The organism is Streptomyces sp. NPDC056224 (assembly GCF_042267665.1).
Classification (GTDB): Bacteria; Actinomycetota; Actinomycetes; order Streptomycetales; family Streptomycetaceae; genus Streptomyces.
Genome location: NZ_JBHJTK010000045.1, coordinates 1 through 22,317, shown reverse-complemented (window position 1 = coordinate 22,317; position 22,317 = coordinate 1). Strand labels below are relative to the sequence as shown.

Genomic DNA, 22,317 nt, shown 5'->3' with positions numbered 1-22,317 from the left:
CAAGCTGCTTGGGTGGGCGGCGTCTCCCGACACCTTGCCAGTTACGTTCCCTGCCCGGCCTGTTCGCGCACCTTGTCCGCCACTTGAGGTGGCATGGGTTCGTGGCGGGCGTAGGCCCGGGCATAGCGGCCCGTGCCGTGCGAGACGGAGCGCAGCTCGACGGCGTAGCGGCCGATCTCGATCTCGGGGATCTCGGCGCGGATCCGGGTGCGTCCGGCGCCCGCCTGCTCGGTGCCGACGACGCGGCCGCGGCGGCCGGCGAGGTCGCTCATGACCGGGCCGACGTACTCGTCGGGGACGACGACGGCGACCTCCGCGACGGGTTCGAGGAGCTCGATGCGGGCCTCGGCGGCGGCCTCGCGCAGGGCCAGCGCTCCGGCGGTCTGGAAGGCGGCGTCGGAGGAGTCCACCGAGTGCGCCTTGCCGTCGAGGAGGGTGACGCGCACGTCGACCAGGGGATAGCCGGCCGAGACCCCGCGCGCGGCCTGGGTGCGCACGCCCTTCTCCACGGACGGGATGAACTGGCGGGGCACGGCGCCGCCGACGACCTTGTCGACGAACTCGATGCCGCTGCCGGGCGGGAGCGGCTCGACCTCGATCTCGCAGATCGCGAACTGGCCGTGGCCGCCGGACTGTTTGACGTGCCGACCGCGCCCAGCCGCCTTGGCGCCGAAGGTCTCGCGCAGGCTCACCTTGTGGGGCACGGGATCGACCTGGACGCCGTAGCGGTTGCGCAGCCGCTCCAGCGCGACGTCCTGGTGGGCCTCCCCGAGGCACCACAGGACGACCTGGTGGGTGTGCGGGTTCTGCTCCAGCCTCATCGTGGGGTCCTCGGCGACGAGGCGGGCCAAGCCCTGCGAGAGCTTGTCCTCGTCGGCCTTGCTGTGGGCCTCGATGGCGATGGGGAGGAGGGGGTCGGGCATGGCCCAGGGCTCCATGAGGAGCGGATCGTCCTTGGCGGAGAGGGTGTCGCCGGTCTCGGCGCGGGTGAGTTTGGCCACGCAGGCGAGGTCGCCCGCGATGCCCCGGTCCAGGACGCGCTGCTGTTTGCCGAAGGGGGAGGTCAGGCTGCCGATCTTTTCGTCCACGTCGTGGTCCTCGTGGCCCCGGTCGGTCAGGCCGTGCCCGCTGACGTGGACGGTCTGCTCGGGGCGCAGGGTGCCGGAGAAGACGCGGACGAGGGAGACGCGCCCCACGTAGGGGTCGGAGGAGGTCTTGACGACCTCGGCGAGGAGGGGGCCGTCGGGATCGCAGGTGACGGCGGGGCGGCCGGCGCCGTCGGGGGCGGTGACGGTGACGGGGCCGCGTTCCAGTGGGGTGGGGAAGCCGCCGGTGATCAGTTCGAGGAGTTCCACGGTGCCGAGGCCCTGCCTGGCGCCGTCGGCGGCCGGGGCGGCCATCAGGACGGGGTGGAAGGTGCCGCGGGCGACGGCGCGCTCAAGGTCGTCGACGAGGGTCTTGACGTCGATGTCCTCGCCGCCGAGGTAGCGGTCCATGAGGCTCTCGTCCTCGCTCTCGGCGATGATCCCCTCGATGAGGCGGGACCGGGCGCCGGAGATGAGGGCGACCTCCGCGGGGTCCGGATCACGTTCGGTGCGCTCGCCGGAGGCGTAGTCGTAGACGCGCTGCGAGAGCAGGCCGAGGAGTCCGGTGACCGGGGCGTGCCCGTCGGGTCCCGCGGGGCCGTGCAGGGGGAGGTAGAGCGGGATGACGGCGTCGGGGTCGTCGGCCCCGAAGATCTGGCCGCAGACGTCGGACATCTGTGCGTAGTCGGCGCGGGCGGCCTCCAGGTGCGTGACGACGATGGCGCGGGGCATGCCCACGGCCTCGCACTCGTCCCAGACCATGCGGGTGGCTCCGTCGATCCCGTCCGAGGCCGAGACGACGAAGAGGGCCGCGTCCGCGGCTCGCAGACCGGCCCTGAGCTCTCCGACGAAGTCGGCGTATCCGGGGGTGTCCAGGATGTTGATCTTGATTCCGCCCCATTCGACGGGGACGAGGGACAGCTGGACGGAGCGCTGCCGGCGGTGCTCGATCTCGTCGTAGTCGGAGACGGTGGCGCCGTCCTCGACCCGCCCGGCCCGGTTGACCGCTCCGGCGGTCAGGGCCAGGGCTTCGACCAGCGTGGTCTTGCCGGATCCGCTGTGGCCGACCAGCACGACGTTCCGTACGGAAGAGGGGCGGTCGGCCGTCAGTGCCCTGCCGGCGGCTCCGGCTTGGTGTGATGTGGCTCCCATGATGCTCGTGCCTCCCGATGGTGACGGAGGAAGAAACGGGGTCCTTCGAGCTTTGCACTGGTGTCACACGGCGTCCATACGTCGTACCAGGGGGGTACCGGCGGCGGTCCGTGACGTGAAGTACGTCTTGCGCGGCCCGAACCGGTGGGTGCGCGGCGTCCGGGGGGCGGCGTGCTGGCTACGATGGGCCAGCCGGTGGCCGTTGTGGCCGTGCGGCCCAGCGACCCTCCGGGAAGGCCATGCTGAACAAGTACGCGCGTGCATTCTTCACGCGTGTTCTCACGCCATTCGCCGCATTTCTGCTCCGGCGGGGGGTGAGCCCGGACGCGGTCACCCTGATCGGCACGGCCGGAGTGGTGGCGGGAGCGCTGGGCTTCTTTCCCCGGGGCGAGTTCTTCTGGGGCACGATCACCATCACGCTCTTCGTCTTCTCCGACCTGGTGGACGGGAACATGGCCCGCCAGGCCGGCGTCTCCAGCCGGTGGGGCGCCTTCCTCGACTCCACCCTGGACCGGGTGGCGGACGCGGCGATCTTCGGCGGTCTCGCGCTCTGGTACGCGGGCTCCGGCAACGACAACGCACTGTGCGCGGTGGCCATCTTCTGCCTGGCCAGCGGCCAGGTGGTCTCGTACACCAAGGCGCGCGGCGAGTCGATCGGGCTGCCGGTGGCCGTCAACGGGCTCATCGAGCGGGCCGAGCGGCTGGTGATCACACTGGTCGCGGCCGGTCTGTCCGGGCTGCAGACCTTCGGGGTGCCGTCCTGGATCGGCGTGGTGCTCCCGATCGCGCTGTGGATCGTGGCGGTGGGCTCCCTCGTCACGCTGATCCAGCGCGTGGTCACCGTACGCCGGGAGTCGGCCGAGGCCGACGCGGCGGCCGCCTCGGCCGAGGGCGGTGCGGCCTGATGGGCGCGGCGCAGGACAAGCTGGTCGACGGGCTGTACGGGCTCGGCTGGGCCGGGGTCAAGAAGCTTCCCGAACCGGCAGCGGTGGCCCTCGGCCGCCGGATAGCGGACTTCGCGTGGAAGCGGCGCGGCAAGAGCGTGCTGCGGCTGGAGTCGAATCTGGCACGCGTGGTGCCCGAGGCGGGCCCGGAGCGGCTGCGCGAGCTGTCCCAGGCCGGCATGCGCTCGTACATGCGGTACTGGATGGAGTCCTTCCGGCTGCCCACCATGGACCCGGAGCGGTTCAGCACCGACGTCGAGTTCCGGGACGAGCACGTCCTGCGCGAGGCCATCGCCTCCGGACGCGGGGTCATCGTCGCACTGCCGCACCTGGCCAACTGGGACCTCGCCGGGGCCTGGGCCATCGGCCACATCGGCGTGCCGTTCACCACGGTCGCCGAGCGGCTCAAGCCCGAGAGCCTCTACGACCGCTTCGTGGCCTACCGGGAGAGCCTCGGCATGGAGGTCCTGCCCCACAACGGCGGCGCCGCCTTCGGCACCCTCGCCCGGCGGCTGCGCTCCGGCGGCCTGGTCTGCCTGGTCGCGGACCGGGACCTGTCGGCCTCCGGGGTCGAGGTGGACTTCTTCGGCTCCACCGCGCGCATGCCGGCCGGGCCGGCGCTGCTGGCGCAGCAGACGGGGGCGGTGCTGCTCCCGGCGACCCTGCACTACGGGGACACGCCGAAGCTGTACGGCCGGATCCACCCCGAGGTGCAGGTCCCGAAGACCGGCACCCGGGAGGAGAAGACCGCCGCCATGACGCAGGCCGTGGCGGACGCCTTCGCGTGGGGCATCGCCGAGCACCCGGAGGACTGGCACATGCTGCAGCGTTTGTGGCTCGACGATCTGACCGACCAGGGGGAGCGCCCGTAGTGAAGATCGGCATCGTGTGCCCGTACTCGTGGGACGTACCCGGCGGCGTCCAGTTCCACATCCGGGACCTGGCGGAGCACCTGATCCGCCTCGGCCACGAGGTGTCGGTCCTGGCCCCGGCGGACGACGAGACCCCGCTCCCGCCGTACGTGGTCTCCGCCGGGCGGGCGGTGCCGGTGCCGTACAACGGTTCCGTGGCCCGGCTGAACTTCGGCTTCCTGTCGGCGGCCCGGGTGCGGCGCTGGCTGCACGAAGGCACCTTCGACGTGATCCACATCCACGAGCCGGCCTCGCCCTCGCTGGGGCTGCTGTCCTGCTGGGCGGCACAGGGACCGATCGTGGCGACGTTCCACACCTCGAACCCGCGGTCGCGGGCGATGATCGCGGCCTACCCGATCCTGCAGCCGGCGCTGGAGAAGATCAGCGCGCGGATCGCGGTGAGCGAGTACGCGCGGCGCACGCTGGTGGAGCACCTGGGCGGGGACGCGGTGGTGATCCCGAACGGCGTCGACGTGGACTTCTTCGCCAAGGCCGAGCCGAATCCGGCGTGGAGCGGCCAGACCCTCGGGTTCATCGGCCGCATCGACGAGCCGCGCAAGGGCCTGCCGGTGCTGATGGCGGCCTTCCCGCGGATCGTGGAGGCCTGCCCGGACGTACGGCTGCTCGTCGCGGGCCGCGGTGACGAGGAGGAGGCGGTGGCCACGCTGCCCGCGGAGCTGCGCTCCCGGGTGGAGTTCCTCGGCATGGTCTCGGACGAGGACAAGGCGCGGCTGCTGCGCAGCGTCGACGTGTACGTGGCCCCGAACACGGGCGGCGAGAGCTTCGGCATCATCCTCGTGGAGGCCCTGTCGGCGGGCGCGGCGGTCCTGGCCTCGGACCTGGACGCCTTCGCGCAGGTCCTGGACCAGGGCGGCGCCGGCGACCTCTTCACGAACGAGAGCCCGGACGCGCTGGCCGCCGGGGCGATCGCCCTGCTGCGGGACCCGGCCCGCCGGGAGGAGCTCAGCGCGCGCGGCTCCGCGCACGTGCGGCGCTTCGACTGGTCCACGGTCGGCGCGGACATCCTGGCGGTCTACGAGACGGTCACGGACGGCGCCGCGGCGGTCGCCACGGACGAACGCGTCCCGCTCCGCACCCGCCTGGGGTTCTCGCGGGACCCGTCGTCCTGACGGGCCGGTAGAGTCGCGGCCCGTGATCGAAACCCTTGTCTGGATTGCCCTGGCTCTCGGTGTCATCGGGGTCTACCTCAGCTGGACCGCCGGCCGGCTGGACCGCTTGCACTCGCGGATGGACGCCGCGCGCGCCGCGCTCGACGCGCAGCTCGTGCGGCGGGCCTCCGTGGTGCTGGAGGTGGCCACCTCCGGGGTGCTCGACCCCGCGTCCTCCCTGGTCCTGTACGAGGCCGCGCACGCCGCCCGGCAGGCCGAGGAGGAGCACCGCGAGGTCGCGGAGAGCGAGCTGAGCCAGGCGCTGCGGGCGGTCTTCGACGCCGACCAGGTCGAGGTGCTGAAGGCGGCCCCGGGAGGGGCGGAGGCCACCGAGGACCTGGCCGCGGCCGTCCGCCGGGTGCCCATGGCGCGGCGGTTCCACAACGACGCCGTACGGGCGGCCCGGGCCCTGCGCAGGCACCGCAAGGTCCGCTGGTTCCGGCTGGCCGGGCACGCCCCCTTCCCGCTCGCCTTCGAAATGGACGATGAGCCTCCGGCGGATCTGGCCGAGCGGCCGGTATAGAGGGCCGGTAGGGCCGCAGGGGACAAGTGAAGAGGCCACAGGCTCCACATTGGCCCTTGTAGTGGACTGGTCGGTGGGGTTTCCTCGGCCGAGTAGTCCCGTAGGCCCCGTCTTCCGTTCGAGTTCCTTTCGAGTGAGGTCAATCCGTGAGCACGCTTCCCACCTCCCCCCAGTCCGCTGAGTCGGCCATCGGCACCTCGCGCGTCAAGCGCGGCATGGCCGAGCAGCTCAAGGGCGGCGTGATCATGGACGTGGTCAACGCCGAGCAGGCGAAGATCGCCGAGGACGCCGGCGCCGTCGCCGTCATGGCCCTGGAGCGGGTCCCGGCCGACATCCGCAAGGACGGCGGGGTCGCCCGCATGTCCGACCCGAACATGATCGAAGAGATCATCGAGGCCGTCTCGATCCCGGTCATGGCCAAGTCCCGCATCGGGCACTTCGTCGAGGCCCAGGTCCTGCAGTCCCTCGGCGTCGACTACATCGACGAGTCCGAGGTCCTGACCCCGGCCGACGAGGTCAACCACTCCGACAAGTGGGCGTTCACCACCCCCTTCGTCTGCGGCGCCACCAACCTGGGCGAGGCCCTGCGCCGCATCGCCGAGGGTGCGGCCATGATCCGCTCCAAGGGCGAGGCCGGCACCGGCAACGTCGTCGAGGCCGTCCGCCACCTGCGCCAGATCAAGAACGAGATCGCCAAGCTGCGCGGCTTCGACAACAACGAGCTGTACGCCGCCGCCAAGGAGCTGCGCGCCCCGTACGAGCTCGTCAAGGAGGTCGCCGAGCTCGGCAAGCTCCCCGTCGTCCTGTTCTCCGCCGGTGGCGTCGCCACCCCGGCCGACGCCGCCCTGATGCGCCAGCTCGGCGCCGAGGGCGTCTTCGTCGGCTCCGGCATCTTCAAGTCCGGCGACCCGGCCAAGCGGGCCGCCGCCATCGTGAAGGCCACCACCTTCTACGACGACCCGAAGATCATCGCGGACGCCTCCCGCAACCTGGGCGAGGCCATGGTCGGCATCAACTGCGACACCCTCCCCGAGGCCGAGCGCTACGCCAACCGCGGCTGGTAGCACCGACATGACCCACACCCCCGTGATCGGTGTCCTGGCTCTCCAGGGCGACGTACGGGAGCACCTGATCGCCCTGGCCGCGGCGGACGCCGTGGCCAGGCCGGTCCGGCGTCCCGAGGAGCTCGCCGAGGTCGACGCGCTGGTGATCCCCGGCGGCGAGTCCACGACCATGTCGAAGCTCGCCGTGCTGTTCGGCATGCTGGAGCCGCTGCGCGAGCGCGTGCGCGCCGGGATGCCCGTGTACGGCACCTGCGCCGGCATGATCATGCTGGCCGACAAGCTGCTGGACGGCCGTGAGGACCAGGAGACCCTGGGCGGCATCGACATGATCGTCCGCCGCAACGCCTTCGGTCGCCAGAACGAGTCCTTCGAGGCGAAGATCGATTTCGCCGGCATAGCGGACGGCCCGGTCGAGGGCGTCTTCATCCGCGCCCCGTGGGTCGAGTCCGTCGGCGCCGCCGCCGAGGTGCTCGCCACGTACGACGGCCACACGGTCGCCGTGCGTCAGGGCAACGTCCTCGCCACCTCGTTCCACCCCGAACTGACCGGCGACGACCGGGTCCACGCGTACTTCGTCGACATGGTGCGCGCGGGGCTGTAACCAGGTCCCGGTAGGATCGGAGACGAACACTGTTGGTTACGCGAAGGAGACAGGCGGATGTCCGGCCACTCTAAATGGGCTACGACGAAGCACAAGAAGGCCGTGATCGATGCCAAGCGCGGCAAGCTCTTCGCGAAGCTGATCAAGAACATCGAGGTCGCGGCCCGTATGGGCGGCGCTGACATCGACGGCAACCCGACGCTCTTCGACGCCATTCAGAAGGCCAAGAAGAGCTCGGTCCCGAACAAGAACATCGACTCCGCGGTCAAGCGCGGCGGTGGTCTCGAGGCCGGCGGCGCCGACTACGAGACGATCATGTACGAGGGCTACGGTCCGAACGGTGTCGCGGTGCTCATCGAGTGCCTCACCGACAACCGCAACCGCGCCGCGTCCGACGTACGGGTCGCCATGACCCGCAACGGCGGCTCGATGGCCGACCCGGGCTCGGTCTCGTACCTGTTCAACCGCAAGGGCGTCATCATCCTGGCCAAGGGCGAGCTGTCCGAGGACGACGTGCTCGGCGCGGTGCTCGAAGCGGGCGCCGAAGAGGTCAACGACAACGGCGACACGTTCGAGATCATCAGCGAGGCCACCGACCTGGTCGCGGTCCGCACCGCCCTCCAGGAGGCCGGTATCGACTACGACTCGGCCGAGGCCAGCTTCGTCCCCTCGATGCAGGTCGAGCTGGACGAAGAGGGTGCGCGCAAGATCTTCAAGCTGATCGACGCGCTGGAGGACAGCGACGACGTGCAGAACGTCTTCGCCAACTTCGACGTCTCGGACGAGGTCATGGAGAAGGTCGACGCCTGACCGGCGTGCGACCGCTCACCTCTCGAACGGCGGGCCGACGGGGACACACCCCGGCGGCCCGCCGTCGTTTTGCGCCGATGTCGGTGGGGCCGGATAGCCTGCACGGACGGACAGTCGAACGGCAGGGGGCAGGGTGCGAGTTCTCGGTGTGGACCCGGGGCTGACGCGGTGCGGCGTCGGCGTCGTCGAGGGTGTCGCCGGGCGTCCCCTGACCATGCTCGGTGTGGGGGTCGTACGGACGCCCGCGGATGCCGAGTTGGGCCACCGGCTCGTCGCCGTCGAGCAGGGAATCGAGGAATGGCTCGATACCCACCGGCCCGAAGTCGTGGCCGTGGAGCGGGTGTTCAGCCAGCACAACGTCAGCACCGTGATGGGCACCGCCCAGGCGAGTGCCGTCGCCATGCTCTGCGCCGCCCGGCGCGGGATACCGGTCGCCCTGCACACGCCGAGTGAGGTCAAGGCCGCCGTCACCGGCACCGGCCGGGCCGACAAGGCCCAGGTCGGGGCCATGGTGACCCGGCTGCTGCGGCTGGACGCACCGCCGAAGCCGGCCGACGCCGCCGACGCGCTCGCCCTGGCCATCTGTCACATCTGGCGGGCCCCCGCCCACAACCGCCTCCAGCAGGCGGTCGCCCTGCACGCCTCGAAAGGCCGTACCCGATGATCGCCTTCGTCAGCGGCCCGGTCGCCGCGCTCGCCCCCAACCTGGCCGTGATCGAGGTCGGGGGAGTGGGCATGGCCGTGCAGTGCACGCCGAACACCGTCGCCGGCCTGAGGGTCGGCGAGCCCGCCCGGCTGGCCACCTCCCTCGTCGTACGGGAGGACTCGCTCACGCTGTACGGCTTCGCCGACGACGACGAGCGGCAGGTCTTCGAACTGCTGCAGACCGCGAGCGGGGTCGGGCCGAGGCTCGCCCAGGCGATGCTCGGGGTGCACAGCCCGGACGCACTGCGGCTGGCGGTGTCCACGGGGGACGAGAAGGCGCTGATGGCCGTGCCGGGCATCGGCAAGAAGGGCGCGCAGAAGCTCTTGCTGGAGCTGAAGGACAAGCTGGGCGCCCCGCTGGGGTCGAGTGGCCTGGTGGGGGCGCAGCGCGCCGCCGCGCAGGGGCCGGCCCCGTGGTCGGAGCAGCTCTCGGCAGCGCTGATCGGCCTCGGCTACGCGTCCCGGGACGCGGAGGAGGCCGTCTCGGCGGTGACGCCGCAGGCCGAGGCCGCCATCGCCGCGGGCGGGTCGGCCCCCGTGCCGCAGCTCCTGCGCGCCGCCCTGCAGTCCCTGAACCGTGCCCGCTGACCGTGCCCCCGCGGCGCCGCAGCCGGGGGCTCCGTCCCCGGACCCCTCCGCCGCGAACGTCGGCGGGGCCGGATTCGGCTGATGCCGTCCGGCCCCCGGCTCCCCCGGCCCCCGGCCGGCTCGGCAGGATTGCCCGGAGCGCGATCTCGGCCTCGCCGACGCCTGAGGCGCGGGTCCGGGCAGGTGGGGAGAGCCCCGCTGGGACGGGCCCGCACCCCGCAGACCACCGTACGAACCGAGAAGGCAGACTGACACCGTGAACTGGGACGACGAGACCGACGCGGAGACCGAGCGGCTGGTGGCGGCCGCGGCCGACGGCGAGGACACCGCCGTCGAGGCGGCCCTGCGCCCCAAGGACCTCGGCGAGTTCGTCGGCCAGGAGAAGGTCCGCCAGCAGCTGGACCTCGTCCTCAAGGCGGCCCGCCAGCGCGGCGCCACCGCCGACCACGTCCTGCTCTCCGGCGCCCCCGGACTCGGCAAGACCACCCTGTCGATGATCATCGCGGCGGAGATGGGCGCGCCCATCCGCATCACCTCCGGCCCCGCCATCCAGCACGCCGGTGACCTCGCGGCGATCCTCTCCTCCCTCCAGGAGGGCGAGGTCCTCTTCCTTGACGAGATCCACCGCATGTCCCGGCCCGCCGAGGAGATGCTGTACATGGCCATGGAGGACTTCCGCGTCGACGTGATCGTCGGCAAGGGGCCCGGCGCGACCGCGATCCCGCTCGAACTGCCGCCCTTCACGCTCGTCGGGGCGACGACACGGGCCGGACTGCTGCCGCCCCCGCTGCGCGACCGCTTCGGCTTCACCGGGCACATGGAGTTCTACGCCCCCGAGGAGCTGGAACGCGTCATCCACCGCTCCGCCCGCCTCCTCGACGTCGAGATCGACACCGCCGGCGCCGCCGAGATCGCCGACCGCTCCCGCGGCACCCCGCGCATCGCCAACCGCCTCCTGCGCCGTGTCCGCGACTACGCGCAGGTCCGGGCCGACGGCGTGATCAACCGTGAGGTGGCCGGTACCGCCCTCCAGGTCTACGAGGTGGACGCGCGCGGGCTCGACCGGCTGGACCGGGCCGTCCTGGAGGCGCTGCTCAAACTCTTCGGCGGCGGCCCCGTCGGCCTGTCAACCCTCGCCGTCGCCGTCGGCGAGGAGCGGGAGACCGTGGAGGAGGTCGCAGAGCCCTTCCTCGTCCGCGAGGGGCTGCTCGCCCGCACTCCCAGGGGGCGCGTGGCGACCCCTGCCGCCTGGGCTCACCTGGGACTCGTACCGCCCCAGCAGCACGGGAGTGGATCAAGCGGACAACAGGGCTTGTTCGGGGCCTGACGGCGCGGAGGTTCGCCCCCTCAGGAACTGCGGTGCCATGCTGGGCGTTGTTCCATCGGTGCGGACTCGCCTAGACTCCGCCGATGCCGACCCTTCAGGTCGGTATGCCCACCCCCCGTAAAAAGGCCGCCGTCCGCGTGCGGTCGTGCGAAGGATCTCCGTCCCGTGAATCTCGTGACACTCCTCCCGTTCATCGTGCTCATCGGGGCGATGTTCCTGATGACCCGTTCCGCGAAGAAGAAGCAGCAGGCGGCCGCGCAGATGCGCGACCACATGACGCCCGGCACCGGAGTCCGCACCATCGGCGGCATGTACGCCACGGTGAAGGAGATCGGCGACGACACCGTCACTCTTGAGGTGGCTCCCGGCGTCCACGCGATCTACGCGAAGAACGCCATCGGCGCCGTTCTCGAGGACGCGGAGTACAACCGCATCGTGCACGGCATCAGCGACGACGCGCCGCACGACGCGCCGGTCGTCCCGGACGACGCTTCGTCCCTGACCGAGGCCCCGAAGACGGACCTCACCAAGGGCAAGGACGAGGACGAGGCTCCCAAGCCCGACCTGGGCAAGAAGGACGGCTCCGTCGGTGACGCCGACGGCGAAGAGCCCAAGGACGGCAAGACCGACGGCGAGGCCGACGCGAAGTAGCGCGCGGGCCGGGGACCGCGGGGGCGCCTGACCGGCGGCCGTCGCGGTCCCGGTCAGTGACCCACTTCTGCGGGGGGCAGGGGTCCCCACCACACATTTTCGTGGCCGTCCGCGCGCTGACCCGGCGCGGGGCGGTTGGACAGGGAGAAACGACAAGGTGGCAGCACCGAAGAAGGGCCGGCGGCCCACGGGGGCTCAGGGGAGGCCGGGGCGCGCCCTGGCGATCATCCTGATCGCGATGGTGGCGCTCACCGCGGGGATGTTCCTCTCGAAGCAGACGACTCCCCGGCTCGGCATCGACCTCGCCGGCGGTACGAGCATCACGCTCAAGGCCAAGAGCGAGCCCGGCAAGCCGGACGCGATCAACGAGACCAACATGAACACGGCGGTCGGCATCATCGAGCGCCGCGTCAACGGTCTCGGCGTGTCGGAGGCCGAGGTCCAGACGCAGGGCCGCGACCACATCATCGTGAACATCCCCAAGGGGACGAACGAGCAGCAGGCGCGCGAGCAGGTCGGCACCACCGCCCAGCTGTACTTCCGTCCGGTCCTCGCCTTCGCCGACGGCTCTCCGGCCGCACCCGAGGGCACCCAGAGCCCGAGCCCCTCCGCGAGCGGCTCCGGCGCCCCCAAGGCCGGGGACGGCAAGTCCTCCCCGTCGGCCACCCCGTCGTCCAGCGCCACTTCCCAGGGCCGTGCGCTCAGTGAGGCCCTCAAGGCCCCGAACGCCCCCTCTCCCTCGCCCTCGGCGAGCGAGTCGAAGAAGGCAGACGACAAGGCTCCGACCCCCTCGGGCTCCGCGTCGGCCACGCCGCCGTCGGCCGATGAGCAGGCCGCCAAGACCCTGCAGGACGACTTCGCGAAGCTGGACTGCACCAACGAGGAGCAGCGCGCGGCCGCGGGCAAGGGCGCCAAGCCCGAGGACCCGATGCTCGCCTGCGGTCAGCGCGGCACCGCCTGGGGCAAGTGGGTCCTCGGCCCGGCCCAGGTCAACGGCCAGGACGTGAAGGACGCCAAGGGAGTCATCGACCCCCAGCGCGGCGCCTGGATCGTCACGATGCAGTTCACCGACAAGGGTGCCGACAAGTTCGCCAAGATCACCGGCGAGCTGGCCACCAAGCAGGCGCCGCAGAACCAGTTCGCGATCGTCCTCGACGGCCAGGTCATCTCCGACCCGTCCGTGAGCCAGGCGCTGACCGGCGGCAACGCGGAGATCTCCGGCGGTTTCACCCAGCAGTCCGCTCAGGACCTGGGCAACATGCTCTCCTACGGCGCCCTGCCGCTCTCCTTCAGCGAGGACAGCGTCACCACCGTCACCGCCGCGCTCGGCGGTGAGCAGCTGAAGGCCGGTCTGATCGCCGGTGCCATCGGTCTGCTCCTCGTGGTGATCTACCTGCTGGTCTACTACCGGGGCCTGGCGTTCGTCGCCATCGTCAGCCTCCTCGTCTCCGCGATCCTCACCTACACGATCATGGCGCTGCTCGGAAAGGGCATCGGCTTCGCGCTGAACCTGCCCGCCGTCTGCGGTGCGATCGTGGCCATCGGCATCACGGCGGACTCGTTCATCGTGTACTTCGAGCGCATCCGGGACGAGATCCGCGAGGGCCGCACCCTGCGGCCGGCCGTCGAGCGCGCCTGGCCGCGCGCCCGGCGCACCATCCTGGTCTCCGACTTCGTGTCGTTCCTGGCCGCCGCGGTGCTGTTCATCGTCACCGTCGGCAAGGTGCAGGGCTTCGCGTTCACGCTGGGTCTGACCACCCTGCTCGACGTGGTCGTGGTGTTCCTCTTCACCAAGCCCGTCATGACGCTGCTGGCACGCACGAAGTTCTTCGCCAGCGGTCACCCGTGGTCCGGGCTGGACCCGAAGCGGCTCGGCGCCAAGCCCCCGCTGCGCCGGTCCCGTCGTACCGGTTCCGCCCCCGCCCCCGTCGACGCAAAGGAGGCGTGAGAGATGTCGAAGCTGGGAGATCTCGGCGCCAGGCTGTACCGCGGTGAGGTCGGATACGACTTCGTCGGCAAGCGCTTTCTCTGGTACGGCGTTTCCATCCTGATCACCATCACGGCGATCGTGGCCCTGGCCGTTCAGGGCCTCAACATGGGCATCGAGTTCAAGGGCGGTGCCGTCTTCACCACCCCGAAGACGGCCGTCTCCGTCGCCAGGGCGACCGAGGACGCGGAGAAGGCCTCGGGCCACGACGCGATCGTCCAGGAGCTCGGCACCGGCGGGCTGCGCATCCAGATCTCGGGTCTGGACACCGACTCGGCGACCGACGTGAAGAAGCAGCTCGCGACCGACCTCAAGGTCACCGAGGCGGACATCAACGCGGACCTGGTCGGCCCCAGCTGGGGTGAGCAGATCGCGAACAAGGCCTGGACCGGCCTCGGCATCTTCATGGTCCTCGTGGTGATCTACCTCGCCATCGCCTTCGAGTGGCGGATGGCGGTCGCGGCACTGATCGCCCTGATCCACGACCTCACGATCACCGTCGGCGTGTACGCGCTGGTCGGCTTCGAGGTCACCCCGGGTACGGTCATCGGTCTGCTGACGATCCTCGGCTACTCCCTCTACGACACCGTCGTCGTCTTCGACGGTCTGAAGGAGGGCTCGAAGGACATCACGAAGCAGACCCGCTTCACGTACAGCGAGATCGCCAACCGCAGCATCAACGGCACGCTGGTCCGCTCGATCAACACCACGGTCGTGGCGCTGCTGCCGGTCGGCGCCCTGCTCTTCATCGGCGGCGGCTTCCTCGGCGCCGGCATGCTGAACGACATCTCGCTGTCGCTGTTCGTCGGCCTCGCGGCCGGTGCGTACTCCTCGATCTTCATCGCGACCCCGCTGGTCGTGGACCTCAAGGAGCGCGAGCCGGCGATGAAGGCCCTGAGGAAGCGGGTTCTCGCGAAGCGGGAGGCCGCGGCGGCCAGGGGCGAGTCCGCGGGCGAGGGCTACGGGTCCGAGGACGAGCCGCAGGTCGTGGCGCAGGGCCGCGCGGGGCGGCGCCGGTGACCGGGTTCCTGTCCGATGACGTGCGCGAGCTGCTGCTCAGCCGGATCAAGGACGTACCGGACTACCCGAAGCCGGGCGTGATGTTCAAGGACATCACCCCGCTGCTGGCGGACCCGGAGGCGTTCGCCGCGCTGACGGGCGTGCTGGTGGAGCTGGCCGGGCGGTACGGCGCGACGAAGATCGTCGGCCTGGAGGCGCGCGGGTTCATCCTGGCGGCTCCGGTGGCCGTGGCCGCCGGGATCGGCTTCGTGCCGGTGCGCAAGGCCGGGAAGCTGCCGGGCGCGACGCTGGCGCAGTCGTACGAGCTGGAGTACGGGACCGCGGAGATCGAGGTCCACGCGGAGGATCTGGCGGCCGGTGACCGGGTCATGGTCATCGACGACGTGCTGGCCACCGGTGGCACCGCCGAAGCCTCGCTCTCGCTGATCCGGCGGGCCGGGGCCGAGGTCGCCGGTGTGGCGGTCCTGATGGAACTGTCGTTCCTGCCGGGGCGGGCCAAGCTGGCCGGTGCGCTCGACGCGGCCCCGCTGGATGCGCTGATCGTGGTCTGACCACCCGAATGCCGCGAGCGGCGGGTACCCGGGACGCCCCGGGTACCCGCCGCTTCTGCGTGCGGCGCCGCTGCCGCGGGCCGGCCCCCGGCCCCCCTCGCACTCCCGGCTCCGGCCGGGCGGGACCCCGGGCGGAGCCGGCGCCGCCCCGCCGGGGCGGATCGCCGGGGGCGGACGCGCGCCGGACCGGCCGGGGCCGAGGCTCGGGGGAACGACCGGGCGCAACCCTCGCTACGATGGGTTATCCGGACCGGACACGGGCACCGGATCCTCCCCCAGGCTCCGTCCGGGGGGACCCCCGTGAGGAGCGCTCTTGCCAGACGAGGTCCAGCCAATCTCCGCCGCGCAGCCCGACCCGCAGGCCGAGCAGGCCGCGGCACCCGCCGCCACGCCCCCGCCGGCCCCGCCGGTCAAGCCCGCGCCGGCGAAGTCGGCCGGGTCCTCCAACCGGGTGCGCGCCCGGCTCGCCCGCCTCGGCGTCCAGCGTTCGACCGCGTACAACCCGGTACTGGAGCCCCTGCTCCGCATAGTCCGCAGCAACGATCCGAAGATCGAGACCTCGACGCTGCGCCAGCTGGAGCAGGCCTACCAGGTCGCCGAGCGCTGGCACCGCGGCCAGAAGCGCAAGAGCGGCGACCCGTACATCACGCACCCGCTCGCGGTGACGACCATCCTCGCCGAGCTCGGCATGGACCCGGCCACCCTGATGGCCGGCCTGCTCCACGACACCGTCGAGGACACCGAGTACGGCCTCGAAGACCTGCGCCGCGACTTCGGCGACGCCGTGGCCCTGCTCGTCGACGGTGTCACCAAGCTCGACCGGGTCAAGTTCGGCGAGGCCGCCCAGGCCGAGACCGTCCGCAAGATGGTCGTCGCCATGGCCAAGGACCCGCGCGTCCTGGTCATCAAGCTCGCCGACCGTCTGCACAACATGCGCACCATGCGCTACCTCAAGCGGGAGAAGCAGGAGAAGAAGGCCCGCGAGACCCTTGAGATCTATGCCCCGCTGGCGCACCGGCTGGGCATGAACACCATCAAGTGGGAGCTCGAAGACCTCGCCTTCGCGATCCTCTACCCGAAGATGTACGACGAGATCGTCCGGCTGGTCGCCGAGCGGGCGCCCAAGCGCGACGAGTACCTCGCCGTCGTCACGGACGAGGTGATGGTCGACCTCAGAGCCGCGCGGATCAAGGCCACCGTGACGGGCCGCCCGAAGCACTACTACAGCGTCTACCAGAAGATGATCGTCCGCGGGCGTGACTTCGCGGAGATCTACGACCTGGTCGGCATCCGGGTGCTGGTGGACACCGTTCGGGACTGCTACGCCGCCCTCGGCACCGTGCACGCGCGCTGGAACCCGGTCCCCGGCCGGTTCAAGGACTACATCGCGATGCCCAAGTTCAACATGTACCAGTCGCTCCACACGACGGTCATCGGGCCCAGCGGCAAGCCGGTCGAACTCCAGATCCGCACCTTCGACATGCACCGCCGTGCCGAGTACGGCATCGCCGCGCACTGGAAGTACAAGCAGCAGACCGTCGCCGGCACCTCCAAGGTCCGGACCGACGTCCCGCAGGCCGCCAAGGGCAGCGCCGGACAGGACACGGTCAACGACATGGCCTGGCTGCGCCAGCTGCTGGACTGGCAGAAGGAGACCGAGGACCCGGGCGAGTTCCTCGACTCGCTGCGCTTCGACCTCTCCCGCAACGAGGTCTTCGTCTTCACCCCCAAGGGCGACGTCATAGCGCTGCCCGCCGGTGCCACCCCCGTGGACTTCGCGTACGCCGTCCACACGGAGGTCGGCCACCGCACCATAGGGGCACGCGTCAACGGACGCCTCGTCCCGCTGGAGTCCACGCTCGACAACGGCGACCTGGTCGAGGTCTTCACCTCCAAGGCCGAGGGCGCCGGCCCCTCCCGTGACTGGCTGGGCTTCGTCAAGTCCCCGCGGGCCCGCAACAAGATCCGCGCCTGGTTCTCCAAGGAGCGCCGCGACGAGGCCATCGAGCACGGCAAGGACGCCATCGCGCGGGCCATGCGCAAGCAGAACCTGCCGATCCAGCGCATCCTGACCGGCGACTCGCTCGTCACCCTCGCGCACGAGATGCGCTACCCGGACATCTCCTCCCTGTACGCGGCGATCGGCGAGGGCCACGTGGCCGCGCAGGGCGTCGTGCAGAAGCTGGTGGCGGCCCTCGGCGGCGAGGAGGCGGCCAACGAGGACATCGAGGAGAGCATCCCGCCGGCACGCGGCCGCAAGCGGCGCGGCAGCGCCGACCCGGGTGTCGTCGTCAAGGGCGTCGACGACGTGTGGGTCAAGCTGGCCCGCTGCTGCACCCCGGTGCCGGGCGACCCGATCATCGGGTTCGTCACGCGCGGCAGTGGCGTATCGGTTCACCGCGCGGACTGCGTCAACGTCGACTCGCTCTCCCAGCAGCCCGAGCGGATGCTGGAGGTCGAGTGGGCGCCCACCCAGTCCTCGGTCTTCCTCGTCGCCATCCAGGTCGAGGCGCTGGACCGGTCCCGGCTCCTGTCGGACGTCACGCGGGTCCTGTCGGACCAGCACGTGAACATCCTCTCGGCCGCCGTGCAGACCTCCCGCGACCGGGTGGCCACCTCGCGGTTCACCTTCGAGATGGGCGACCCCAAGCACCTGGGGCACGTCCTGAAGGCCGTACGCGGCGTGGAGGGCGTCTACGACGTCTACCGCGTGACCTCGGCCCGCCGGCCGTAACCGCCCCGCCCGGACGTGACGGTGGGCGCCACCCCCAGGGGTGGCGCCCACCGTCACGTCACGGCGTACGGGGCCCGTCAGCCGCCGAACTCCTCCAGGCCCTTCAGCGCCTGGTCCAGCAGGGCCTGGCGGCCCTCCAGCTCCCGGGACAGCTTGTCGGCCTTCGCGTTGTTGCCCGCCGCACGCGCCGCGTCGATCTGCTCACGCAGCTTGTCGACCGCTGCCTGGAGCTGGCCCGTCAGGCCGGCCGCACGCGCCCGCGCCTCCGGGTTCGTACGACGCCACTCGCCCTCCTCGGCCTCCTGGATGGCCCGCTCGACCGCGTGCATCCGGCCCTCGACCTTCGGCCGGGCATCCCGCGGCACGTGGCCGACGGCCTCCCAGCGCTCGTTGAGGGAGCGGAACGCGGCACGGGCCGCCTTCAGGTCGGTGATCGGGACGAGCTTCTCGGCCTCCGTGGCCAGCTCCTCCTTCAGCTTCAGGTTCTCCACCTGCTCGGCGTCGCGCTCCGCGAACACCTCGCTGCGCGCCGCGAAGAACACGTCCTGGGCCCCGCGGAACCGGTTCCACAGATCGTCCTCGGCCTCGCGCTGCGCCCGGCCCGCCGCCTTCCAGTCGGCCATCAGCTCGCGGTAGCGGGCGGCCGTCGGACCCCAGTCGGTCGACTTCGACAGCGACTCGGCCTCCGCGACCAGCTTCTCCTTGACCTTGCGGGCGTCCTCGCGCTGCGCGTCCAGCGAGGCGAAGTGCGCCTTGCGGCGCTTGGAGAAGGCGGAGCGGGCGTGAGAGAAGCGGTGCCACAGCTCGTCGTCCGACTTGCGGTCCAGTCGCGGCAGACCCTTCCAGATGTCCACCAGGGCGCGCAGCCGCTCGCCCGCGCTGCGCCACTGGTCGCTCTGCGCCAGTTCCTCGGCCTCGACCACCAGGGCGTCCTTGGCCGCGCGGGCCTCGTCCGTCTGCTTGGCCTTCTGCGCCTTGCGCTCCTCGCGCCGTGACTCCACGGTCGCGACCAGCTTGTCCAGCCGTACGCGAAGAGCGTCCAGGTCGCCCACGGCATGGTGCTCGTCGACCTGCGTGCGCAGGTGGTCGATCGCCGTCTGCGCGTCCTTGGCGGACAGATCGGTGGTCCGCACCCGCTTTTCGAGGAGGCCGATCTCGACCACCAGGCCCTCGTACTTGCGCTCGAAATAGGCCAGGGCCTCCTCAGGGGTGCCCGCCTGCCACGAGCCGACGACCTGCTCGCCATCGGCAGTACGCACGTACACGGTGCCCGTCTCGTCGACTCGGCCCCACGGGTCGCTGCTCACAGCGCCTCCTCCACCTGATGCCTTGCGAGGGGTTCACCCCCTGGGCATCGTCCACAGTTTCCTGGGGCGGGCAGCGCCCGCCCTGCACAACGCCAACATAGGCGACCGCCGGGCCGCCTGTCCGCATCCCGCACGACGGAATATCGACGTAGGCGCGGGACGCGGACGCGGGCCCGGGGGTTGGCCTGCTTCCGGTCAGTTCTGGGTGACGGTGCCCTTCTCGATCTTGACTTCCTTCTTCGGGGCCCCGTCCTGGCCGCCGTCGGCCGTACCGGCCTTGGCGACCTCTTCCAGGACCTTCAGCCCGGCGGCGTCGATCTTGCCGAACGGGGTGTACGAGGGCGCCAGCGGGCTGTCCTTGTAGACCAGGAAGAACTGGCTGCCGCCCGAGCCTGGCCGGCCGGTGTTGGCCATCGCGACCGTGCCGGCCGGGTAGATCACCTGGCCCTGGTCGTTCGCCTTGCCGAGGGAGTCCAGGTTCTCGTCCGGGATCGTGTAGCCGGGGCCGCCCATGCCGGTGCCCTCGGGGTCGCCGCACTGGAGCACGAAGATCCCGCCGCTCGTCAGCCGGTGGCACTTCGTGTTGTCGAAGTAGCCCTTGTCGGCGAGCGACTTGAAGGAGTTCACGGTCTGCGGGGTCTTGGCCGCGTCCATCGCGAAGGTGACATCGCCCGCGCTGGTCTTCAGGGCGAAGGTGTACGTGGCCTTCTGGTCGATGGCCATCTCGGGCGACGGGGACTGCTTGGGCGTCGGCGCTGCCGAGGGGGTGGCGGACGGGTCCGCCGCCTGGTCCTTCTTGTCCGAGTCGAAGACGCCGCCCACGATGAGGCCGACCAGCGTCGCGACCACCACGGCCACCGCGGCGCCGATGATCGCCGTGCGCTGGCGCGTCTTGCGCCGGGCCTCGGCCCGGCGCTTCTGCTGCCGCTCGTACTTCTCCCTGGCGAGCTGTCGCCGTCGCTGATCGCTCGTGACCACCGGGTCGTCTCCTTGTGCGTGTCTGGTACTGCTGTCCGGGCTGGGCTAGGCCGTACCGTATATGGGTTCGCTGTGTGATGAGGGGCGCCGGTAGGCTCTGAGCAGCAGCATTCCGAACTGCAGCCTCCCGCCGGACGACGATTGAGGACGAACGTGCTGATTGCCGGGTTCCCCGCCGGGGCCTGGGGGACCAACTGTTACGTGGTCGCCCCCGCCGCCGGTGAGGAGTGCGTCATCATCGACCCGGGCCACCAAGCCGCCCAGGGTGTCGAGGAGACGCTGAAGAAGCATCGGCTCAAGCCCGTCGCGGTCGTGCTGACCCATGGCCACATCGATCATGTGGCCTCCGTGGTCCCGGTGTGCGGAGCACACGACGTACCGGCCTGGATCCACCCCGAGGACCGCTACATGATGAGCGACCCGGAGAAGGCCCTCGGCCGCTCCATCGGGATGCCGCTCATGGGCGAGCTGACCGTGGGCGAGCCGGACGACGTCCGTGAGCTGACCGACGGCGCCCGCCTGAAACTGGCCGGAATGGACTTCTCCGTGGCGCACGCGCCGGGGCATACCAAGGGGTCGGTGACCTTCCGGATGCCCGAGCTGGCCGACATTCCGCCGGTCTTCTTCTCGGGCGACCTGCTCTTCGCCGGCTCCATCGGACGCACCGACCTGCCCGGTGGCTCCCACGCCGAGATCCTCGAGTCGCTGGCCCGCGTGTGCCTGCCGCTCGACGACTCGACCGTGGTGCTGTCCGGCCACGGTCCCCAGACCACCATCGGCCGCGAGCGCGCGACCAACCCGTACCTGCGGGAGGTCGCCGCCGGCCTGGGAGCGGACCCCAGGGTTGCCGCTCCCGCCCCACGACGAGGAATGTGACGAGAGCTTCCGTGGCTACTTTTCAGGCCCCCAAGGGCACGTACGACCTGATCCCGCCGGTCTCCGTGAAGTACCTGGCGGTGCGCGAGGCCATCTCCGCCCCGCTGCGGAACTCCGGCTACGGCTACATCGAGACGCCCGGCTTCGAGGACGTCGGTCTCTTCGCCCGCGGCGTGGGCGAGTCCACCGACATCGTCTCCAAGGAGATGTACGCCTTCGAGACCAAGGGCGGCGACCAGCTGGCCCTGCGTCCCGAGGGCACGGCCTCGGTGCTGCGCGCGGCGCTGGAGGCGAGCCTGCACAAGAAGGGCAACCTGCCGGTCAAGCTCTGGTACTCGGGCTCGTACTACCGCTACGAGAAGCCGCAGAAGGGCCGCTACCGCCACTTCTCGCAGGTCGGTGCCGAGGCCATCGGCGCCGAGGACCCGGCGCTGGACGCCGAGCTGATCATCCTGGCCGACCAGGCGTACCGCTCGCTGGGCCTGCGCAACTTCCGGATCCTGCTGAACTCGCTGGGCGACAAGGAGTGCCGCCCGGTCTACCGGGAGGCGCTGCAGTCGTTCCTGCGCGGGCTGGACCTCGACGAGGAGACCGTCCGCCGGGCCGAGATCAACCCGCTGCGCGTCCTCGACGACAAGCGCACGGACGTGCAGAAGCAGCTGGTCGGCGCGCCCATGCTGCGGGACTACCTGTGCGACGCGTGCAAGGCGTACCACGAGGAGGTGCGGTCGCTGATCACGGCGGCCGGGGTCGCCTTCGAGGACGACGAGAAGCTGGTGCGCGGGCTGGACTACTACACCCGCACCACCTTCGAGTTCGTCCACGACGGTCTGGGCTCGCAGTCGGCGGTCGGCGGCGGCGGCCGTTACGACGGTCTGTCCGAGATGATCGGCGGACCGGCGCTGCCCTCCGTGGGCTGGGCGCTGGGAGTGGACCGTACGGTGCTCGCGCTCGAGGCCGAGGGCGTGGAGCTGGACATTCCCGCGTCGACCTCGGTCTTCGCCGTCGCGCTCGGCGACGAGGCCCGGCGGGTGCTGTTCGGGAAGATCACCGAGCTCCGCAAGGCCGGGATCGCGGCCGACTTCTCGTACGGCGGCAAGGGCCTCAAGGGGGCGATGAAGGACGCGAACCGGTCGGGCGCGCGCCTCGCCGTCGTCGCCGGTGAGCGCGACCTGGCCGAGGGCCTGGTCCAGCTGAAGGACATGGAGTCCGGCGAGCAGTCCCCGGTGGCCCTGGCCGATCTGGTCGCCACCGTCCAGGCCCGCCTGGCCTGATCCGCCCGCCTGGCCACCGGCGCCCCCGCCGAGGACCTCGTCGACACCCTGCTGATCCTC

At 71.1% G+C, this 22,317-nt stretch carries 20 protein-coding genes; 17 read left to right on the top strand and 3 right to left on the bottom strand.

What is annotated here, in order from left to right; all coding sequences use genetic code 11:
- Positions 1-41: 41 nt before the first annotated feature.
- Positions 42-2,237, bottom strand: a complete 2,196-nt coding sequence (locus tag ACFCZ1_RS32535) for an elongation factor G-like protein EF-G2 (RefSeq protein ID WP_376681878.1) — start codon at positions 2,235-2,237, stop codon at positions 42-44.
- Between the two features lie 239 nt (positions 2,238-2,476).
- On the opposite strand from ACFCZ1_RS32535, the gene pgsA reads away from it, so the two are divergent.
- The 15 genes from pgsA (at position 2,477) to ACFCZ1_RS32460 (ending at position 17,822) form a co-directional block, all read left to right on the top strand.
- Positions 2,477-3,142 (top strand): phosphatidylinositol phosphate synthase, encoded by a 666-nt coding sequence (gene pgsA / locus ACFCZ1_RS32530; protein ID WP_376681877.1) that lies wholly within the window; start codon positions 2,477-2,479, stop codon positions 3,140-3,142.
- Positions 3,142-4,053: a phosphatidylinositol mannoside acyltransferase gene (locus ACFCZ1_RS32525; protein WP_376681876.1), complete on the top strand. Its 912-nt coding sequence runs from the start codon at positions 3,142-3,144 to the stop codon at positions 4,051-4,053. The genes pgsA and ACFCZ1_RS32525 overlap by 1 nt, the downstream gene beginning before the upstream one ends.
- Positions 4,053-5,222 carry a glycosyltransferase family 4 protein gene (locus ACFCZ1_RS32520; RefSeq protein WP_376681875.1) on the top strand — a complete coding sequence of 390 codons (1,170 nt, stop codon included), beginning with the start codon at positions 4,053-4,055 and terminating at the stop codon, positions 5,220-5,222. The genes ACFCZ1_RS32525 and ACFCZ1_RS32520 overlap by 1 nt, the downstream gene beginning before the upstream one ends.
- A gap of 22 nt (positions 5,223-5,244) precedes the next feature.
- On the top strand, positions 5,245-5,784 hold the full coding sequence (locus ACFCZ1_RS32515) for a hypothetical protein (protein ID WP_376681874.1): 540 nt from the start codon (positions 5,245-5,247) through the stop codon (positions 5,782-5,784).
- Between the two features lie 146 nt (positions 5,785-5,930).
- Positions 5,931-6,848: a pyridoxal 5'-phosphate synthase lyase subunit PdxS gene (gene pdxS / locus ACFCZ1_RS32510; RefSeq protein ID WP_215018835.1), complete on the top strand. Its 918-nt coding sequence runs from the start codon at positions 5,931-5,933 to the stop codon at positions 6,846-6,848.
- Positions 6,849-6,855: 7 nt separating this feature from the next.
- Positions 6,856-7,449 carry a pyridoxal 5'-phosphate synthase glutaminase subunit PdxT gene (gene pdxT / locus ACFCZ1_RS32505; protein ID WP_376681873.1) on the top strand — a complete coding sequence of 198 codons (594 nt, stop codon included), beginning with the start codon at positions 6,856-6,858 and terminating at the stop codon, positions 7,447-7,449.
- Between the two features lie 57 nt (positions 7,450-7,506).
- Positions 7,507-8,259 (top strand): YebC/PmpR family DNA-binding transcriptional regulator, encoded by a 753-nt coding sequence (locus ACFCZ1_RS32500; RefSeq protein ID WP_376681872.1) that lies wholly within the window; start codon positions 7,507-7,509, stop codon positions 8,257-8,259.
- Positions 8,260-8,392: 133 nt separating this feature from the next.
- Positions 8,393-8,923: a crossover junction endodeoxyribonuclease RuvC gene (ruvC, locus tag ACFCZ1_RS32495; RefSeq protein ID WP_376681871.1), complete on the top strand. Its 531-nt coding sequence runs from the start codon at positions 8,393-8,395 to the stop codon at positions 8,921-8,923.
- The gene (gene ruvA / locus ACFCZ1_RS32490) at positions 8,920-9,552 is read left to right on the top strand and encodes a Holliday junction branch migration protein RuvA (protein WP_376681870.1); all 633 of its coding nucleotides are present in this window, start codon (positions 8,920-8,922) and stop codon (positions 9,550-9,552) included. The genes ruvC and ruvA overlap by 4 nt, the downstream gene beginning before the upstream one ends.
- Before the next feature lie 256 nt (positions 9,553-9,808).
- On the top strand, positions 9,809-10,879 hold the full coding sequence (ruvB, locus tag ACFCZ1_RS32485) for a Holliday junction branch migration DNA helicase RuvB (protein WP_376681869.1): 1,071 nt from the start codon (positions 9,809-9,811) through the stop codon (positions 10,877-10,879).
- Positions 10,880-11,044: 165 nt separating this feature from the next.
- Positions 11,045-11,530, top strand: coding sequence for a preprotein translocase subunit YajC (yajC, locus tag ACFCZ1_RS32480; RefSeq protein ID WP_376681868.1), 486 nt, complete (start codon positions 11,045-11,047; stop codon positions 11,528-11,530).
- A 157-nt stretch (positions 11,531-11,687) separates the two neighbouring features.
- Positions 11,688-13,478, top strand: coding sequence for a protein translocase subunit SecD (gene secD / locus ACFCZ1_RS32475; protein WP_376681867.1), 1,791 nt, complete (start codon positions 11,688-11,690; stop codon positions 13,476-13,478).
- Between the two features lie 3 nt (positions 13,479-13,481).
- Complete coding sequence (gene secF / locus ACFCZ1_RS32470) at positions 13,482-14,537, top strand: protein translocase subunit SecF (protein WP_376681866.1); 1,056 nt, start codon at positions 13,482-13,484, stop codon at positions 14,535-14,537.
- On the top strand, positions 14,534-15,088 hold the full coding sequence (locus tag ACFCZ1_RS32465) for an adenine phosphoribosyltransferase (protein ID WP_376681865.1): 555 nt from the start codon (positions 14,534-14,536) through the stop codon (positions 15,086-15,088). The genes secF and ACFCZ1_RS32465 overlap by 4 nt, the downstream gene beginning before the upstream one ends.
- Positions 15,089-15,401: 313 nt before the next feature.
- Positions 15,402-17,822: a bifunctional (p)ppGpp synthetase/guanosine-3',5'-bis(diphosphate) 3'-pyrophosphohydrolase gene (locus ACFCZ1_RS32460; protein WP_362397099.1), complete on the top strand. Its 2,421-nt coding sequence runs from the start codon at positions 15,402-15,404 to the stop codon at positions 17,820-17,822.
- 77 nt (positions 17,823-17,899) lie between these two features.
- Here the strand turns inward: ACFCZ1_RS32460 and ACFCZ1_RS32455 are convergent, their stop codons facing one another.
- Together ACFCZ1_RS32455 and ACFCZ1_RS32450 are read right to left on the bottom strand one after the other, a co-directional pair.
- Positions 17,900-19,129, bottom strand: coding sequence for a DUF349 domain-containing protein (locus ACFCZ1_RS32455; RefSeq protein ID WP_376681864.1), 1,230 nt, complete (start codon positions 19,127-19,129; stop codon positions 17,900-17,902).
- Between the two features lie 195 nt (positions 19,130-19,324).
- Positions 19,325-20,107: a peptidylprolyl isomerase gene (locus ACFCZ1_RS32450; RefSeq protein WP_376681863.1), complete on the bottom strand. Its 783-nt coding sequence runs from the start codon at positions 20,105-20,107 to the stop codon at positions 19,325-19,327.
- 153 nt (positions 20,108-20,260) lie between these two features.
- On the opposite strand from ACFCZ1_RS32450, the gene ACFCZ1_RS32445 reads away from it, so the two are divergent.
- Positions 20,261-20,983, top strand: coding sequence for an MBL fold metallo-hydrolase (locus ACFCZ1_RS32445; RefSeq protein WP_376681862.1), 723 nt, complete (start codon positions 20,261-20,263; stop codon positions 20,981-20,983).
- Positions 20,984-20,994: 11 nt separating this feature from the next.
- Positions 20,995-22,257 carry a histidine--tRNA ligase gene (gene hisS, locus ACFCZ1_RS32440; protein ID WP_376681861.1) on the top strand — a complete coding sequence of 421 codons (1,263 nt, stop codon included), beginning with the start codon at positions 20,995-20,997 and terminating at the stop codon, positions 22,255-22,257.
- The last annotated feature ends 60 nt before the right edge of the window (positions 22,258-22,317 follow it).